Origin of the sequence: Streptomyces sp. NPDC004111 (assembly GCF_042874215.1) — a bacterium.
Taxonomy (GTDB): Bacteria; Actinomycetota; Actinomycetes; order Streptomycetales; family Streptomycetaceae; genus Streptomyces.
The window spans coordinates 291,946-308,895 of record NZ_JBIAMU010000012.1 but is presented as its reverse complement, the minus strand read 5'-3'; the positions used below and the strand labels follow the sequence as shown (position 1 = coordinate 308,895).

The following is a 16,950-nucleotide window of genomic DNA, read 5'->3' as shown; positions in this document are numbered from 1 at the left end:
CGCCCACCCACGCGTCCTCACCACTCCTGTCGCCCCGCCCCCGCCCTCCACACCCCGGAGCCCCGCCATGTCCCTGCCGTACCCTCGTCCGCCCCAGCCGTCCCCGCTCTCCCGGCCCGGCCGCCGCGCCGCCCTCCTCGCCGCCGTCGCCGCGCTCACCTCGCTCGCCGCGACCGCCTGCGGCTTCGGCGGGTCCGACGGCGCGGGCGCCACGGACGCGTCCGGGAAGACCGTGGTCCGCATCGCCTACCAGGCGATACCCAACGCCGATCTGGTGGTGAAGAACCAGCGGCTGCTGGAGAAGGCGCTGCCGGACGTGTCCGTGAAGTGGGTCAAGTTCGACTCCGGCGGCGACGTCAACACCGCGGTCATCGCGGGCTCGGTGGACCTCGGACTCGCCGGTTCCAGCCCGGTCACCAAGGGCCTGTCCAAGCCGCTGGACATCCCGTACAAGGTCCTGTGGATCCACGACCTGATCGGCGACAACGAGGCGCTCGTCGCGAAGAAGGGCATCGGCACCGTCAAGGACCTCGCGGGGAAGAAGGTCGCGACCCCGTTCGGCTCGACGTCCCACTACTCGCTGCTCGCCGCCCTGGACGCGGCGGGCGTGCCCGCCGGCGAGGTCGAGGTGCTCGACCTCCAGCCGCAGGACGCGCTGGCCGCGTGGAAGCGCGGCGACATCGACGCCGCGTACGTGTGGACGCCCACCCTGGACGACCTCACCAAGGACGGCAAGGTCCTCACCACCAGCCGGAAGGTCGCCGACGCGGGCAGGCCGACCGCCGACCTCGGCATCGTCACCGACGCCTTCGCCAAGGGCCACCCCGAGATCGTCACCGCCTGGCTCAAGGCCCAGGACCAGGCCGTCTCGCAGGCCAAGGCGGATCCCGCGAAGGCGGCGGAGTCCATCGGCAAGGAGCTCAACATCTCGCCCGCCGACGCACGCCGGCAGCTCGGCCAGCTCGTGCTGCTCACCGCGAAGGAGCAGGCGGGGCCCGACTACCTGGGCCGCCCCGGTGCACCGGGCAAGCTCGCCGCGAACCTGCGCGACGCCGCCGGGTTCCTCAAGGGCCAGAAGGCCGTGGACGCGGTGGCTCCGCTCACCGACTTCCAGCGGGCCCTCGCGGTCGAGGAGCTGTCCCGTGCCACCGGCTGAGCCCACCACCGACGCCGCGCCCACGGCCGCGGCGGTACTGACGGACGTCACCGTGCGGTACGGGCGCGCCTCGCGCACCCTGACCGGCAGGCGCGGCGCCCCGGCCACGGCCACCGCCGTCGCGGACGTCTCGCTCACCCTCGACGACGGCGGCTTCACCGTGCTGGTGGGTCCGTCCGGCTGCGGAAAGACGACCCTGCTGCGCGTCGTCGCGGGCTTCGAGCCGGTCTCGGAGGGGTCCGTTTCGGTACGGGGAGCGGCGCCCGCGCCGGGCGGCGGCACCGGCATCGTCTTCCAGCAGCCGCGCCTGTTCCCGTGGCGCACGGTCGGCGGGAACCTGGCCTTCGCCCTCGCCAGGCACGGCGTCCCGCGCGACCAACGCCCCTCCCGCATCGCGGAGTTGCTGGAGCGGGTGGGCCTCGTGGGCATGGCGGGCCGGCGCACCTGGGAGCTGTCGGGCGGCCAGCAGCAGCGGGTGGCCATCGCCAGGGCACTGGCGGGCGAGCCCCGGCTGCTTCTGATGGACGAGCCGTTCGCCGCCCTGGATGCCCTCACCCGCGAGCGCCTCCAAGAGGAGGTCCGCACCCTGGCGGCGGACCTGGGGACGACGGTGCTGTTCGTGACGCACTCTGCGGAGGAGGCGGTACTGCTCGGCACCCGCGTCCTGGTGATGGCGGCACCCGGGGGCGCGCCGGGCCGGATCGTCGCCGAGCTGGAGGTGGACCTGCCGCGCGGCCCCGGCACCGATCCGGCGGCCCTGCGCGCCACCCCCGAATTCGCCCGGCTGCGCGGCGAGTTGACGGACACGATGCGCGAGGCGGCCACGCTCCCGGCATGACGGAGGCCCCGGCGGCACCTCGAAGGAGGGCCGCCGGGGCCACCGGACGCGCGCCAGGGGCCGCGTGGACGGCCGCTGGCATCGCGTACGCGATCAACTGGTCACCGGGGCCGCCACCGCACAGAACCGCCAGGCCCCGCAGGCCCACCCGCTCTGCGCAACACCCGCAGGCCCCGCAGTCCCCCCTGCTCTGCGCAACACGGCAAGGCCCCGCAGGCCCACCCGGCCTGCGCAACACGGCAAGCCCCCAGAGACCCACCCGGTCCAGGGGCACGCCCCTAGCCCGCCGCGTCCGCCCGGTCCCTCAGCTCCCGCCACACCTTGCGCACCTGGGGCTCCAGGGCCTCCAGCGGCCCGTCGTTGTCGATCACCAGGTCCGCGACGGCGAGCCGCTGCTCGCGGGTGGCCTGCGCCGCCATCCGGGAGCGGGCGTCCTCCTCGGTCGTCCCGCGCAGCCGCACCAGCCGGTCCAGCTGTGTCCCGGGGGACGCGTCCACGACCACGACGAGGTCGTAGAGCGGCGCGAGGGAGTTCTCCGTCAGCAGCGGTACGTCGTGGACGACGACCGCGTCCGGGGCCGCCGCCCGCTCCAGCTCGGCGGACCGGGCCCCGACCAGCGGGTGCACGATCCCGTTGAGCGTCCTGAGCTTCGCCGGGTCGGCGAAGACGATCGCCCCCAGCGCGGGGCGGTCCAGGGTGCCGTCCGCCGCGAGGATGCCCTCGCCGAACGCCGCCACCACGGCGTCGAGCCCGGGAGTCCCGGGCTCGACGACCTCGCGTGCGATCTTGTCCGCGTCGACGACGACCGCGCCGTACGACGCGAGCAGCCGCGACACCTCACTCTTGCCGGCGCCGATACCGCCGGTCAGGCCCACTTTCAGCATGGCCGCAGCTTAGGGCCCCGCTCCCCGGCCGGAACCTACAGGTCTCCCTCGCGCTCGGCGAGGAACTTCTCGAACTCCAGGCCGATCTCGTCCGCCGACGGCAGGTCCTTGGCCTCCGCGACGAGGCTGCCGCGCGTCTCCGCGCCTGCCACCGCGTCGTACTGGTGCTCAAGGCCCTGGACCAGCGCGACCAGTTCCTCGTCGCCCTCGCCGACCTGCCGGTCGATCTCGTCCTGGGTGCGCCGCGCTTCCGTGCGCAGCGAGTGCGCCACCGACGGCAGCACCAGCCCGGTGGCGGCGGTGATCGCCTCCAGTACGGTCAGCGCCGAGTCGGGGTAGGCGGAGCGGGCCACGTAGTGCGGCACGTGCGCGGCGACGCCGAGCACGTCGTGCCCCGCCTCCGCGAGCCGGAACTCCACCAGCGACTCCGCCGACCCGGGCACCTGCGCCTCGTCGAACGGGCTGCGGTGGCCGGGCACCAGGTCCGTACGGTTGCCGTGCGGGGTGAGCCCCACCGGGCGGGTGTGCGGGACGCCCATCGGTATGCCGTGGAAGTTCACCGCCAGCCGCACCCCGAGCCGCTCCACGATCTGCCGCACCGCGACCGAGAACCGCTCCCACTCCACGTCCGGCTCCGGACCCGAGAGCAGCAGGAACGGCGCTCCCGTGGCGTCCTGCACCAGATGGACCTCCAGCGACGGCGTCTCGTAGGCCGTCCACCGGTCGCGCCGGAACGTCAACAGGGGCCTGCGGGCCCGGTAGTCGACCAGCCGGTCGTGGTCGAAGCGGGCCACCACCTGGTGCGGCAGGGTGTCCAGCAGCTTCTCGACGATCTGGTCGCCGGTCTCCCCCGCGTCGATGTAGCCGTCGAAGTGGTAGAGCATGACAAGTCCGGCCGACTCCTGGGCGAGCGCCATGTCGACGACTGCCAGCCCCTTCGGCTCCCATGCGTACAAACCCTGCGGATCAAGCACGATTCCCGCTACCTCCTCGTGGTTCCATGAGGAAGAACGTGCCGGGCGGCGCGGGCATTCCCTTCCACGCGCTCCTTCCCCCGTAAGCGTGCAGTTCGCGCCCGGCGGGAACCGGACCCCGACAACCGCCCCCGGACATGCGGGCCGACCCGGACATGCGGACCCGGACATGCGGGCCCGGACATGCGGCGAGGCCCGCTCCCCCGAAGGGGAACGGGCCTCGCCGTTCAGCAGGTTCGGCTGCCGACCGCCGTCATTGGGCGGTCACGCGGACCGGTGGGGGTCGGAGCGTCAGCTCTGGCCGCCCGCCAGCTTCTCGCGCAGGGCGGCCAGGGCCTCGTCCGACGCCAGGGCGCCGGAGTTGTCGTCCGACTCCGAGGAGTACGAACCGCCCGAGATGCCCGCACCGGCGTTGCCACCGGCGGCGGCCGGAGCGGCAGCGCCCTCGGCAGCGGCGGCCTCGTCGGCCTCGCGGGACTTGATGACCTGGGCCTGGTGCTGCTCGAAGCGCTGCTGCGCCTCGGCGTACTGACCCTCCCAAGCCTCACGCTGGGTCTCGAAGCCCTCGAGCCAGTCGTTCGTCTCGGGGTCGAAGCCCTCGGGGTAGATGTAGTTGCCCTGGTCGTCGTACGACGCGGCCATGCCGTAGAGGGTCGGGTCGAACTCGACCGAGGCCGGGTCGGCACCGAAGGACTCGTTGGCCTGCTTCAGCGACAGCGAGATCCGGCGACGCTCAAGGTCGATGTCGATGACCTTGACGAAGATCTCGTCGTTGACCTGGACGACCTGCTCCGGGATCTCCACGTGGCGCTCGGCCAGCTCGGAGATGTGGACCAGGCCCTCGATGCCCTCGTCGACGCGGACGAACGCACCGAACGGAACGAGCTTGGTGACCTTACCCGGGACGACCTGACCGATCTGGTGCGTACGGGCGAACTGCTGCCACGGGTCCTCCTGCGTCGCCTTCAGCGACAGGGAGACACGCTCGCGGTCCATGTCGACGTCGAGGACCTCGACGGTGACTTCCTGGCCGACCTCGACAACCTCGGACGGGTGGTCGATGTGCTTCCAGGACAGCTCGGAGACGTGCACGAGACCGTCGACGCCACCCAGGTCCACGAAGGCACCGAAGTTGACGATCGAGGAAACGACGCCGGAGCGGACCTGACCCTTCTGGAGGGTCGTGAGGAACGTCTGGCGCACCTCGGACTGGGTCTGCTCGAGCCAGGCACGGCGGGACAGGACCACGTTGTTGCGGTTCTTGTCCAGCTCGATGATCTTGGCCTCGAGCTCCTTGCCCACGTAGGGCTGGAGGTCACGGACACGACGCATCTCGACGAGAGAGGCCGGCAGGAAGCCACGGAGGCCGATGTCGAGGATGAGACCACCCTTGACGACCTCGATGACGGTGCCGGTGACGATCCCGTCCTCTTCCTTGATCTTCTCGATCGTGCCCCAGGCACGCTCGTACTGAGCGCGCTTCTTGGACAGGATGAGACGGCCTTCCTTGTCCTCCTTCTGGAGAACCAGGGCCTCGATCTCATCGCCCACGGCGACGACCTCGTTGGGGTCGACGTCGTGCTTGATGGAAAGCTCGCGGGACGGGATGACGCCTTCGGTCTTGTAACCGATGTCGAGCAGGACCTCGTCCCGGTCGACCTTCACGATGACGCCGTCGACGATGTCGCCGTCGTTGAAGTACTTGATCGTCTCGTCGATCGCGGCGAGGAAGGCTTCCTCGTTACCGATGTCGTTGACCGCTACCTGCGGGGTGGTAGAGGTGGTCTCGGTGCTGCTCGTCATGTGGGAAAGGGCTCCGGTACGGACAGTAAGTCGTAGGTACTGCTACGCCGTGAGCCCTTCGCTCTGCAGGAGACCGGACAGCCGAAGAAGCACCACCGAAAATTTCGCCGGAGGCACCTCGAAAACCGAGGGGACATGCATACAGATACGAGCGCGGCCTGCTAGGTCTGAGGCGCGCAGGCTCGCAGCGCAACTTGTAGCATACGGGGGCCGCCGGGCAGGGTCAATGCGCGAAGGCACACACCCGGGGCGGAACGCCCCATACCCGGCACAACTCAGGTTCGGCGAGGCCACAATGGCCCTTCCGCTCCCTTTCGGCACCGCCGCGGACCCGTGGACGGTGCACCGTTCGGGCGGAGCCTACTCAGACGATTCAGACGGGCGCAATGATCCACGAGGACGACGCTTTCGAGGCCCTTGACGTGTTCGGCGACTCCGCGGAGCCGGACGACTCCGAGCCGGAGGCGACCAGGCGCGAGGCCGGGGACGCCGAGAGCAGCCGGGCCAGCCGGGGCTGGTGGGACCGCAACGCGGACGAGTACCAGCAGGACCACGGGAGCTTCCTGGGCGACGACCGCTTCGTGTGGGGCCCCGAGGGCCTCGACGAGGCGGACGCGCGGCTGCTGGGCCCGGCCGGCTCGCTGAAGGGGCTCTCCGTTCTGGAGATCGGTGCGGGCGCCGCCCAGTGCGCGCGCTGGCTGGCCGCCCAGGGGGCCAGGCCGGTCGCCCTGGACCTCTCGCACCGCCAGCTCCAGCACGCGCTGCGGATCGGCGGTGGCGAGGACGGGGTGGGCCTGGTGCAGGCGGACGCGGGGGTGCTGCCCTTCGCGGACGGCTCCTTCGACCTGGCGTGCTCCGCGTACGGCGCGGTGCCGTTCGTCGCGGACCCGGTGAAGGTGTTCCGCGAGGTGCACCGGGTGCTGCGGCCCGGCGGGCGCTGGGTCTTCTCGGTCACCCACCCGATCCGCTGGGCGTTCCCGGACGAGCCCGGCCCCGAGGGCCTCTCCGTCTCGGCGTCCTACTTCGACCGGGTCCCCTACGTCGAGCAGGACGAGCGGGGCCGCGCGGTCTACGTGGAGCACCACCGCACCCTGGGCGACCGGGTCCGCGACGTGGTCGCCGGCGGCTTCCGCCTGGTCGACCTGGTGGAGCCGGAGTGGCCGGCCTGGAACAGCGCGGAATGGGGCGGCTGGTCCCCCCTCCGCGGCAACCTCATCCCCGGCACCGCCATCTTCCTCTGCGAACGCCCCTGACCCCACGCACACCAACGCCCCCTTGGGCGCCGGACCCACCCCTCTCTCCCCCCGCCCCCTTGGGCGACGGGGCCGCCCCCGGGGGCGGAACGGGCGGGCAAGGGGGCGGCCCCCGGCGGACCCGAACGCACCCCGCCCCGCACGCCCCCGCCGGACCCGCACACCCCCGCCCCCGGCCGCCCCCAGCCCCGTACCCCCACACCCCTCCCCCCCGTACGACACTGGACCCGTGATCCGCACCCACGCCCTGGCCCAGCTCCCCGTACGCACCGCCCTCCCCGCCCTCACCACCGCCCTCTCCTCCCACGGCACCGCCGTCCTCTGCGCCCCGCCGGGCACCGGCAAGACCACCCTCGTACCGCTCGCCCTCGCAGGGCTCCTCGACGACGCCCCGGCAGGCCCCCCGCGCCCGCGCCGCGTCCTCGTCGCCGAGCCCCGCCGGATCGCCGCGCGTGCCGCCGCCCGCCGCATGGCCTGGCTGCTGGGCGAGCAGGCCGGCGACCGGGTCGGCTTCACCGTGCGCGGCGAGCGCCGGGCCGGCCGGGACACCGTCGTCGAGGTCGTCACCACGGGCGTCCTGCTGCAACGCCTCCAGCGCGACCAGGAGTTGACCGGCGTCGACGTCGTCGTGCTGGACGAGTGCCACGAGCGCCACCTCGACGCGGACACCGCGGCGGCGTTCCTCCTCGACGTACGGCAGACCCTGCGCCCGGACCTGCGCCTGGTCGCGGCGTCGGCGACGACGGACGCCGCGGGCTGGGCCAGGCTGCTGGGCGGCGCACCGGTGGTGGAGGCGCAGGGGGTCTCGTACCCGGTGGAGACGGTGTGGGCGCCGCCCGCCCGCCCGGTCCGCCCGCCGCACGGGATGCGCGTCGATCCGGCCCAGCTCTCGCACGTGGCGTCGGTGGTGCGCCGGGCGCTGGCGGAGCGGACCGGCGACGTGCTGTGCTTCCTGCCCGGGGTGGGCGAAATCGCGCGTGTGGCGGGGCAGTTGGGTGGTGTGGACGCCGAGGTGCTGCAGGTGCACGGGCGGGCCCCGGCAGCCGTGCAGGACGCGGTGCTCGCGGGTTCGACGACGGGCCGCCGGGTGGTCCTGACGACGTCCGTCGCGGAGTCGAGCCTGACGGTTCCGGGGGTGCGGGTGGTGGTGGACTCGGGGCTCGCGCGCGAGCCGCGCACCGACCACGCGCGCGGGCTGAGCGCGCTGACGACGGTACGGGCGTCCCGTGCCGCGGCCCGGCAGCGGGCGGGCCGGGCCGGCCGGGAGGCCCCGGGGGCGGCGTACCGCTGCTGGGAGGAGGCGGAGGAGAGCCGGCTGCCGGCCTTCCCGAACCCGGAGATCAAGGTGGCGGACCTCACCGCGTTCGCCCTCCAGGCGGCCTGCTGGGGCGACCCGGACGCGTCCGGTCTGGCCCTGCTCGACGCTCCCCCGGCGGGGGCGATGGCGGCGGCCCGGGAGGTGCTGTCGGCGGTCGGCGCGGTGGACGCGCAGGGCCGGGCGACCGGGCGGGGCGTACGGCTGTCCCGGCTGGGCCTGCACCCGCGGCTGGGCCGCGCGCTGCTGGACGGCGCCCGGGAGGTGGGCGCGCGGCGGGCGGCCGAGGTGGTGGCGCTGCTGAGCGAGGAGCCGCCCCGGGAGTACGGCGACGACCTGGCGGCGGCCTGGCGGGCGGCCCGGCGCGGCTCCGACGGGTACGGGGCGCGCTGGAAGCAGGAGGCACGGCGGCTGTCCTCGCAGGTGGAGGGGGCCGGCGGTGCGGCGGACGGGGCTGCCGGGGCGCCGTCGGACGACGTGGTCGCGGGGCTGGTCGCGGCGCTGGCGTTCCCGGAGCGGGTGGCGCGGGCGCGGGGCGCGGGGGCGTTCCTGATGGCGTCGGGGACCGGGGCGGAGGTGACGGAGGCGTCGCGGCTGCGCAGCGCGGGGTGGCTGGCGGTGGCCGTCGCGGACCGGCCCTCGCACGCGGCGTCGGCGCGCGTGCGGCTGGCGGCGGTGATCGACGAGGCCACGGCGCGCCTCGCGGCCGAGCACCTGCGCGCGTCCGCCGAGGAAGTGCGCTGGGAGGGCGGTGATGTCGTCGCCCGGCAGGTGGAGCGGCTGGGGGCGGTGGAACTGACCGTACGGCCGCTGAAGGACGCACCGCGCGCACGGGTGCACGAGGCGCTGTGCGAGGGGCTGCGGCGGGAGGGGCTCGGGCTGCTGCGCTGGTCGCGGGACGCACAGGGGCTGCGGGAGCGGCTGGCGTTCCTGCACCGGGTGCTGGGGGCGCCGTGGCCGGACGTGTCGGACGGGGCGCTGGCGGGGCGTACCGGGGAGTGGCTGGAGCCGGAGCTGTCGCGGGCGCGGCGCCGCTCCGACCTGGGCCGGATCGACGCCGGGCAGGCGCTGCCGCGGCTGCTGCCGTGGGCGACCGGGGAGGCGTCCCGGCTGGACGAGCTGGCCCCGGAGCGGATCGCGGTGCCGAGCGGGTCGCGGATCCGGGTGGACTACGGGGGTGAGCAGCCGGTGCTCGCGGTGAAGCTGCAGGAGATGTTCGGTCTGGCGCGAACGCCCCGGGTGGGGGGTGCGGCGCAGGTGCCGGTGCTGGTGCACCTGCTGTCGCCGGCCGGGCGTCCGGCGGCGGTGACGGCGGACCTGGAGTCGTTCTGGCAGGACGGCTACCGGGCGGTCCGGGCGGAATTGCGGGGCCGCTACCCGAAGCACCCCTGGCCGGAGGACCCGTCGACGACGGCCGCGACCCGCCACACAAAGCCCCGCCCCAACTGACCCCACCGTGCCCCGCCCCCCTTGGGCGGCGGGGCCGCCCCCGGGGGCGGAACGGGCGGGCAAGGGGGGCGGCCCCCGGCGGAGCCGCACCCCTCTGCCCCGGACGCCCCCGCCCCGTACACCCCTCCCCGCCCCGCCCCCACTCACCTCACCGCCGACACCTCCGTCACCCCGCTCCCCTCCCCCTCGCTCCCCCTCTCCCGCCCCCGCCGGGACTTCGCCTCCAGCCACAGGGACAGGCCCAGCAGGGCGAGACCCAGGGCGAGGAAGCCCCAGGGGAGGTACGAGGTGAGGAGCAGGACCAGGGTGCGGTTGGACTTGACCAGGGCGACGGTCGAGTCGACGTAGTCCGCGCGCATCTTGACGTGCCCGGAGAACGCGGTGACCTTGTCCCGGCCGCCCAGCAGGGTGCCGCCGCGCATCTCCTCCTGGTGGATCTCCTCGCCGTTGACGGGGGCGCCGGTCACCGGGTCCACCCAGAACATCCGCTTGGTCGTGTACCACATGCTCGTACCGGTCTGCTTCTCCAGCTTGGTGGAGTCGATGCCGGGCATCGGCATCTTCTTGGGGTAGCGGACCTTGGTCCAGGGGATGGTCTGCTCGAAGTAGTAGACCTCCAGACCGCGGAAGTTCTGGGTGCCCCGGTAGTGGATGGGGGCCGTCTTCAGGGCCCGGTAGTCGTAGTACTCGTAGTCGCGCTTCTCGGTCAGGAAGGGCCACTTGTACTCGATGCCCCGGCGCTGCACCGGGTCGCCGTCGACCATCTCGCCGGTGGCGTGCACCGGGTCCTGGGTGTGCGCGTCGAAGATGTAGCGCTCCGGGATGGAGGAGATCATCTTGCCGTCGGGGCCGACGACGTAGGAGAGGGTGTCCCAGACGACGACGTCGCGGCCGGCCGTCGCCTCGATCTTCTCGGACTCCTCGACGTTGCCCTTGAGGGTCTGCACGATGGTCAGCTTCTCGACCTTCTTGGCCTGCATCGTGCCGTAGTCGACGAGGACGGCGGGCTTCGCCTCCAGTACGGCCTCCTGGTACTGGCTGGGCGGGATCTTGGCCAGCCTGGGGAAGGCGTACCAGCGCAAGAGCGGGGACAGCGCGGCGAAGAAGACCGCGAAGGCGAGCAGGACCAGGCTGGCTTTGCGTCGCATCTGCGGCTCGCCCCCTACTTCTTCGGGCCGGGGACGGTGGTCAGCAGCGGCTTCGGCGAGGTCTCGCCGGGCGGTGCGCCGATGGCCGTGATGGTGAGGACCAGGGCGAACGCCGCGGCCAGTCCGACGGCGGCGGCGATGAGTGCGCGCATGGCCCGACTCCCTCCCGAGATACGGTTTCTGACGTACCGTCAGCGAGGGGGCACGGTAGCAACGGGGGCGCGAGACGGGAAGGGCCGGGGACGCGACGGCGTCCCCGGCCCTTCCTGTGTGCGCCCGGCCTCCGGGGCGCGCTGGTGTGCTACGGCTTGGCCGTGCCCGAGGGCGATGCCGAACCCGACGGGGTCGTCCCCGGGGTGGTCGGCGTCGTCGTGGGCGGCGTGGTCGGGGTCGTGGGCGGAGTGGTGGGCGGCGTCGTCGGCGGCGTGGTGGTCGCGGCGGTGACCTTCAGCTCCACGTTCAGTACGACGTCGTCGGCCACGATGCGCAGGACGTAGGTGCCCGGCGTGCCGTCCGCGTACAGCTTCGGCAGCTTCACCGTGCCGTCGGCGCCGGTGACCAGGCCGCCCACGGTACGTACCGCCTTTCCGTCCGCGGCCTTGAAGTAGGGGCCCTTGGTGCCGGCGATCACGGCGGAGACCTTGGCCCCGGCGAAGGCCTTGCCGCCGTCGGTGGCCTTGACCTCGACCTCGTCCTTGAAGACCGTCCCGGCCTCGGCCTTGAGCGCGGTGTCCGAGGTACGGGCGAGCGCGTCGGCCTTGGGCGCCGGTGCGGGCCTGGCGGTGACGGAGGCCCAGAACTCGGTGGCCGGCACGCCCGCCGCGCTCGCCCGGATCACGAAGGAGCCTGCCTTCTCGCCCGCCGCGAGCACCGGCGCGGTCGCGGTGCCGTCCTTGCCGGTGGTGACGGTGGTGCGCAGCGCGTTGCCCGGGAAGCGGGCGCCGGTGGCGCCGACCAGGGTGAAGTCGACCTTGACCCCGGCGACCGGCTTCCCCGCGGCGGACAGGGCGCGCACGGCGGGCCGGGCGGCGAAGTTCTTGCCCGCGACGGCGGTGATCTTCTGCCCGCTCGCCGCGGCCAGCTTGGACACCTTGGCGGGCGTCGTCGGCGGCTTGGTCGGCGGCTTGGTGCCCGGGGTGGTCGGCTTCGTGCCGGGAGCGGTCGGCTTCGTACCGGGCTTGGTGGCACCGGGGGCCGGTGTGGTGGCACCGGGGGCCGGTGTGGTGGGTGCCGGCGGTACCACGGGGCCGCCGCCCGCGCCCGGCCCGGCGGTGGGCGGGCTGTCGGGCTCGGGGACGGAGGGCTGGACGCCGGAGCCGTCGGGGACCTCGTGGGTGCCGCGGTTGTAGAAGTCGTACCAGGACAGGACCGTCCGCAGGTACTCCCGCGACCGGTTGTAACTGAGGATCGCCCGGTCGCGGTCCTCGGGGTTGGTCATGTCGCGGGAGCCCGCGCAGAGGTAGTGCCCGGCGGCGAGGGCCGCGTCGTAGATGTTGTTCGGGTCCTTGCGGCCGTCGCCGTTGCCGTCCTTGCCGTTGCGGGCCCAGGTCGACGGGATGAACTGCATCGGGCCTATCGCCCGGTCGTACGTGGCGTCGCCGTCGAACTCGCCATTGTCGGTGTCCGCGATGTGGGCGAAACCGACACCGTTGAGCACCGGGCCGCGGATCGGCTTGAGGGTGTTGCCCTGCGCGTCGACCTGTCCGCCGCGCGCCTGGCCCGACTCCACCTTGCCGATCGCGGCGAGGAGTTGCCACGGCAGCCGGCAGGAGGGGTCGGCCGCCTCGACTGCCGCCTGCGCCTTCTTGTACGCGTCCAGCACGGTCGCCGGGAGGCCCGCCTCCGCGGCGCCGACCGGGGTGGTGCTGCCGCCGGGGGTGCCTGTCGTCGGTCCCGGGGTGGGGGTCGTCAGCGGTGGCAGGTCCGTGTAATAGGGGGAGTTGCCGGTGGCCGCGGACTCGGGCTTGGGCTTCGCGCCGGCCGTCTGACCGTCGTACGTTCCCGGGGCTCCGGGAGCCTGCGACGCGGACAGAGCGGCCACGGCTATCGCCGCGACCGCCGTCGTGGTCGCACCCTTGCGCAAACGGCGACCGAATTGTGCTGCCATGCGAGTGGTCCCTCCCCATCGGCGGCAGTGCGCGCTCCCCAGCGCGACGACCCACGTGACACTACGACAACTCTCGGCGGCCGAACACAGGGTTCTGGGTGCTTTTCACCAGTTCGACACCTGAGAAACTCCTGAAAGACCGGCCCCAACGGTCCCGCATACTGAGCGTTATTGATCACAACCGGTCACGTGCGCAGCAGATGCCATCAGGGGGACAAGGGTGCCTTTCACACTCAGCCATGCCGCGGCCGTGCTGCCCGGGATACGGCGCAGCGGCACCGGACGCGGCCCCTTCCTCGCGTCGGCGCTGGTGGCCGGTTCCTTCGCGCCCGACCTGACGTACTACGCCGCGTCCGGCGTCCCCGGCGGCATGGAGTTCGGCGGTCTCACGCACTCGGTGCCGGGCATCCTCACCGTCGATGTGCTGTGCGCGGCGCTGCTGGTGGGGTTGTGGCTGCTGGTGCGGGCACCCCTGGTGGCACTGCTGCCGCGCCGCATGCAGGGACGGGTGTACGGGTTCGTGCGCGGGGAGCGCTGGGAGCGGGGGTCGGCGGCGCTGGCCGGGAAGTTCGTGCTGTCGGCGGTGGTGGGGGCGCTGACCCACGTGGCGTGGGACCTCTTCACGCACCCGGGGCGGCTCGGCATGGAACTGTTCCCGGTACTCGGGCAGGTCGTCGCGGGGTTTCCGCTCTACACGTACGCGCAGTACGGGACTTCGGCGCTGGCCGCGCTCGGGCTCGGCTGGTTCCTGCTGACGGCGCTGCGGCGGCAGGGGGGCGGGGGTGCGGGGCTGGGTGAAGGCGTGGGGCCGGGTGAAGGCGTGGGGCCGGGTGAAGGTGCGGGGCCGGGTGAAGTACCGCTGCTGGACGTGCGGCGGCGGGTGGCCGGGGGCGGGCTGCTGCTGGGGTGCGCGGTGGTGGGGGCGGTGCAGCGGTGTGTGCGGTGGGCGGCGGCTCAGAGTGTGCCGCTGCGGCCGTTCGACTACATCCCGACGATCTGCTTCGGGGCGGGGGCGGGGTTGATGGTGGGGCTTGTGCTGTATGCGGGGCTGGTGAGGTGGTGGGGGCGGGAGACGGTCGGGGCGGAACGGGTGCGGGTGCCGTAGGGCGGGGCGGGAGGGGTTCGGGTGCCGGGGGCGTCCGGGGCGGGGTGCGTGCGGCTCCGCCGGGGGCCGCCCCCTTGCCCGCCCGTTCCGCCCCCGGGGGGCGGCCCCGCCGCCCAAGGGGGCGGGGGCGGGGCCTGGTGACCCGGGGGGTCAGTGGGCGGCGGATTCCCAGTTGGCGCCCACGCCCACCGAGACGTCCAGCGGGGCGCGCAGTTCCACGGCCGAGGACATCTCGTGGCGGACGATCTCCTCGACCCGCTCCCGCTCGCCCTCCGCGATCTCCAGCACGATTTCGTCGTGCACCTGGAGCAGCATCCGCGAGGTCAGCCCGGCCTTCTCCAGCGCCGCGTCCACCTTCAGCATCGCGACCTTGACGATGTCGGCCGCGGTGCCCTGGATCGGGGCGTTGAGCGCCATCCGCTCGGCCATCTCGCGGCGCTGGCGGTTGTCGCTGTTGAGGTCGGGCAGGTAGCGGCGGCGGCCCAGCATCGTCTCCGTGTACCCGGTCGCGCGGGCCTCCTCCACGGCGCGCTGGAGATAGTCCTGCACCCCGCCGAACCGCTCGAAGAAGGTGTTCATCAGGCCGCGCGCCTCGCCCGCGTCGATGTTCAGCTGCTGGGACAGACCGAACGCGGACAGCCCGTAGGCCAGCCCGTACGACATCGCCTTGATCTTGCGGCGCATCTCGGCGTCGACCGCGGAGCGCTCCACCCCGAACACCTGGGAGGCGACCGTGGTGTGCAGGTCCTCGCCCGACCTGAACGCCTCGATGAGGCCCTCGTCCTCGGAGAGGTGGGCCATCACGCGCAGTTCGATCTGGCTGTAGTCGGCCGTCATCAGGCACTCGTAGCCCTCGCCGACGACGAACCCGCGGCGGATCGCCCGGCCCTCGTCGGTGCGGACCGGAATGTTCTGCAGGTTGGGGTCGGTGGAGGACAGGCGTCCGGTGGCCGCGACCGTCTGGTTGAAGGTGGTGTGGATGCGGCCGTCGGCGGCGACCGTCTTGATCAGGCCCTCGACGGTGACCCGCAGCTTGGCCTGCTCCCGGTGACGCAGCATGATCACCGGCAGCTCGTGCTCGGTCTGCGCCGCCAGCCAGGCCAGCGCGTCCGCGTCTGTGGTGTACCCGGTCTTGGTCTTCTTCGTCTTGGGCAGCGCCAGCTCGCCGAAGAGGATCTCCTGGAGCTGCTTGGGCGAGCCGAGGTTGAACTCGCGCCCCGCCGCGTCGTGCGCCTCGCCGACCGCCTGCTGCACGGCACCCGCGAACTGCTGCTCCATGGACTCCAGATGGGCCCGGTCGGCGGCGATGCCGTGCCGCTCCAGGCGGGCCAGCAGGATCGAGGTGGGCAGCTCCACGTCGTGCAGCAGCTCGGCGGCGCCGACCTCCTTCAGCCGCGCGTCGAAGGCCTCGCCCAGGTCCAGGACGGTGCGCGCCTGCGTCATCAGCGCGTCCGCCTCGGCCCGGTCGTCCTCCTCGGAGCCGAACGCCAGCTGACCTTCGGCGACCGCCGCCGGTGCCAGCTCGCGGCCCAGGTACTCCACCGACAGCGCGTCCAGTGCGAAGGAGCGGCGGCCCGGCTTCACCAGGTACGCGGCGAGCGCGGTGTCCATGGTGACCCCGGCGACCTGCCAGCCGTGCTCGGGGAAGACCCGCATCGCACCCTTGGCGTTGTGCAGCACCTTGGGGCGCTCGGGGTCCGCGATCCAGCCGGCGAAGGCCTTCTCGTCGGCCTCGTCGATCGCCGCCGGGTCGAACCAGGCGGCCTTGCCGTCGGCCGCCGCGAGGGCGACCTCGGTGACGTTGCCGGTGCCCAGCGCCCAGGTGTCGACGGTGGCCACGCCCAGCGGCCGGGCGCCGTGCTCCGCCAGCCACGGGGCCAGCTCGCCGGCGGCCAGCACCGCCCCGTCGAGCTCGATGCCGGCGGCCGGGGCGACCGCCTCCTCCTCGGCCGCGCCGGGGTCGACCGCGTACAGCCGCTCGCGCAGCGACGGGTTGCGGATCTCCAGCACGTCCAGCACACCGGCCACCGCGTCGCGGTCGTAGGGGGCGCGCGCCAGGTCGGCGGGGCCCTTGGCCAGCTCCACGTCGCGCACCATCTCGGTGAGCTTGCGGTTGAGCTTCACCGCGTCCAGGTGGTCCCGGAAGTTCTGCCCGGCCTTCCCCTTGACCTCCTCGGCACGCTCCACCAGGTCGGCGAACGAACCGAACTGGTTGATCCACTTCGCGGCGGTCTTCTCGCCGACGCCGGGGATGCCGGGCAGGTTGTCGGACGGGTCGCCGCGCAGCGCCGCGAAGTCCGGGTACTGCTGCGGGGTCAGCCCGTACTTCTCCTCGACCTTGGCCGGGGTGAAGCGGGTCAGCTCGGAGACGCCCTTGGTCGGGTAGAGGACGGTGACGTGCTCGGTGATCAGCTGGAAGGAGTCCCGGTCGCCGGTCACGATCAGTACGTCGAACCCGGCCTCCTCGGCCTGCGTGGCGAGCGTGGCGATCACGTCGTCCGCCTCGAAGCCGTCGACGGCGAACCGGTCGACGTGCATCGCGTCCAGCAGCTCCCCGATCAGCTCGACCTGCCCCTTGAACTCGTCGGGGGTCTTGGAGCGGTTCGCCTTGTACTCGGGGAACTCCGTCGAGCGCCACGTCTTGCGCGACACGTCGAACGCCACCGCCAGGTGCGTGGGCGCCTCGTCACGCAGGGTGTTCGCGAGCATCGACGCGAAGCCGTAGATGGCGTTCGTCGGCTGGCCGGAAGCGGTCGTGAAGTTCTCCGCGGGCAGCGCGAAGAACGCACGGTAGGCCAGGGAGTGCCCGTCCATGAGGAGCAGGCGGGGGCGCGCCCCGGCGGCTCCGTTCTCCTTGCCGCCTCCGGCGGAGGGGGTCTTTTCTGCGGTCTTCGCTGCTGTTTTTGCCACGCCCCCGA

The 16,950-nt window shown here is 73.2% G+C and carries 12 protein-coding genes; 5 read left to right on the top strand and 7 right to left on the bottom strand.

Annotated elements, in window-relative coordinates:
- The first annotated feature begins 67 nt into the window (after positions 1-67).
- Both ACFYVL_RS24410 and ACFYVL_RS24405 read left to right on the top strand, forming a co-directional pair.
- Positions 68-1,156, top strand: a complete 1,089-nt coding sequence (locus tag ACFYVL_RS24410) for a glycine betaine ABC transporter substrate-binding protein (protein WP_389248168.1) — start codon at positions 68-70, stop codon at positions 1,154-1,156.
- On the top strand, positions 1,143-1,994 hold the full coding sequence (locus tag ACFYVL_RS24405) for an ABC transporter ATP-binding protein (RefSeq protein WP_389248166.1): 852 nt from the start codon (positions 1,143-1,145) through the stop codon (positions 1,992-1,994). Before ACFYVL_RS24410 ends, ACFYVL_RS24405 begins: the two co-directional genes overlap by 14 nt.
- 278 nt (positions 1,995-2,272) lie before the next feature.
- Here the strand turns inward: ACFYVL_RS24405 and coaE are convergent, their stop codons facing one another.
- The 3 genes from coaE to rpsA all read right to left on the bottom strand — a co-directional run bounded on the left by coaE (position 2,273) and on the right by rpsA (position 5,655).
- A complete protein-coding gene (coaE, locus tag ACFYVL_RS24400; protein ID WP_389248164.1) occupies positions 2,273-2,878 on the bottom strand; it encodes a dephospho-CoA kinase in 606 nt (201 codons plus the stop codon).
- 35 nt (positions 2,879-2,913) lie between these two features.
- The gene (locus tag ACFYVL_RS24395) at positions 2,914-3,852 is read right to left on the bottom strand and encodes a PAC2 family protein (protein ID WP_389248162.1); all 939 of its coding nucleotides are present in this window, start codon (positions 3,850-3,852) and stop codon (positions 2,914-2,916) included.
- Between the two features lie 291 nt (positions 3,853-4,143).
- Positions 4,144-5,655 (bottom strand): 30S ribosomal protein S1, encoded by a 1,512-nt coding sequence (gene rpsA / locus ACFYVL_RS24390; RefSeq protein ID WP_389248160.1) that lies wholly within the window; start codon positions 5,653-5,655, stop codon positions 4,144-4,146.
- A 386-nt stretch (positions 5,656-6,041) separates the two neighbouring features.
- Between rpsA and ACFYVL_RS24385 the strand changes: the two genes are divergently transcribed.
- Together ACFYVL_RS24385 and hrpB are read left to right on the top strand one after the other, a co-directional pair.
- Positions 6,042-6,908: a class I SAM-dependent methyltransferase gene (locus ACFYVL_RS24385; protein ID WP_389248158.1), complete on the top strand. Its 867-nt coding sequence runs from the start codon at positions 6,042-6,044 to the stop codon at positions 6,906-6,908.
- A 229-nt stretch (positions 6,909-7,137) separates the two neighbouring features.
- On the top strand, positions 7,138-9,672 hold the full coding sequence (gene hrpB / locus ACFYVL_RS24380) for an ATP-dependent helicase HrpB (RefSeq protein ID WP_389248156.1): 2,535 nt from the start codon (positions 7,138-7,140) through the stop codon (positions 9,670-9,672).
- A gap of 143 nt (positions 9,673-9,815) precedes the next feature.
- On the opposite strand, the gene ACFYVL_RS24375 is transcribed toward hrpB, so the two are convergent.
- From ACFYVL_RS24375 to ACFYVL_RS24365, 3 genes are all read right to left on the bottom strand, one after another.
- Positions 9,816-10,820 (bottom strand): DUF3068 domain-containing protein, encoded by a 1,005-nt coding sequence (locus ACFYVL_RS24375; RefSeq protein WP_389248154.1) that lies wholly within the window; start codon positions 10,818-10,820, stop codon positions 9,816-9,818.
- A gap of 14 nt (positions 10,821-10,834) precedes the next feature.
- On the bottom strand, positions 10,835-10,972 hold the full coding sequence (locus tag ACFYVL_RS24370) for an SPW_0924 family protein (protein WP_389248152.1): 138 nt from the start codon (positions 10,970-10,972) through the stop codon (positions 10,835-10,837).
- A 149-nt stretch (positions 10,973-11,121) separates the two neighbouring features.
- Positions 11,122-12,927 carry a lytic murein transglycosylase gene (locus ACFYVL_RS24365; protein ID WP_389248150.1) on the bottom strand — a complete coding sequence of 602 codons (1,806 nt, stop codon included), beginning with the start codon at positions 12,925-12,927 and terminating at the stop codon, positions 11,122-11,124.
- A gap of 220 nt (positions 12,928-13,147) precedes the next feature.
- On the opposite strand from ACFYVL_RS24365, the gene ACFYVL_RS24360 reads away from it, so the two are divergent.
- Entirely contained in the window at positions 13,148-14,032 is an 885-nt protein-coding gene (locus ACFYVL_RS24360; protein WP_389248148.1) for a DUF4184 family protein, read from the top strand.
- Positions 14,033-14,182: 150 nt separating this feature from the next.
- Here the strand turns inward: ACFYVL_RS24360 and polA are convergent, their stop codons facing one another.
- Entirely contained in the window at positions 14,183-16,942 is a 2,760-nt protein-coding gene (gene polA / locus ACFYVL_RS24355; protein WP_389248146.1) for a DNA polymerase I, read from the bottom strand.
- Positions 16,943-16,950 lie beyond the last annotated feature (8 nt).

Coding starts and splice junctions, on each gene's coding strand:
- coaE (WP_389248164.1), bottom strand. CDS start 2,878: ATGCTGAAAGTGGGCCTGACCGGCGGTATCGGCGCCGGCAAGAGTGAG.
- ACFYVL_RS24385 (WP_389248158.1), top strand. CDS start 6,042: ATGATCCACGAGGACGACGCTTTCGAGGCCCTTGACGTGTTCGGCGAC.
- rpsA (WP_389248160.1), bottom strand. CDS start 5,655: ATGACGAGCAGCACCGAGACCACCTCTACCACCCCGCAGGTAGCGGTC.
- ACFYVL_RS24370 (WP_389248152.1), bottom strand. CDS start 10,972: ATGCGCGCACTCATCGCCGCCGCCGTCGGACTGGCCGCGGCGTTCGCC.
- ACFYVL_RS24375 (WP_389248154.1), bottom strand. CDS start 10,820: ATGCGACGCAAAGCCAGCCTGGTCCTGCTCGCCTTCGCGGTCTTCTTC.
- ACFYVL_RS24410 (WP_389248168.1), top strand. CDS start 68: ATGTCCCTGCCGTACCCTCGTCCGCCCCAGCCGTCCCCGCTCTCCCGG.
- ACFYVL_RS24365 (WP_389248150.1), bottom strand. CDS start 12,927: ATGGCAGCACAATTCGGTCGCCGTTTGCGCAAGGGTGCGACCACGACG.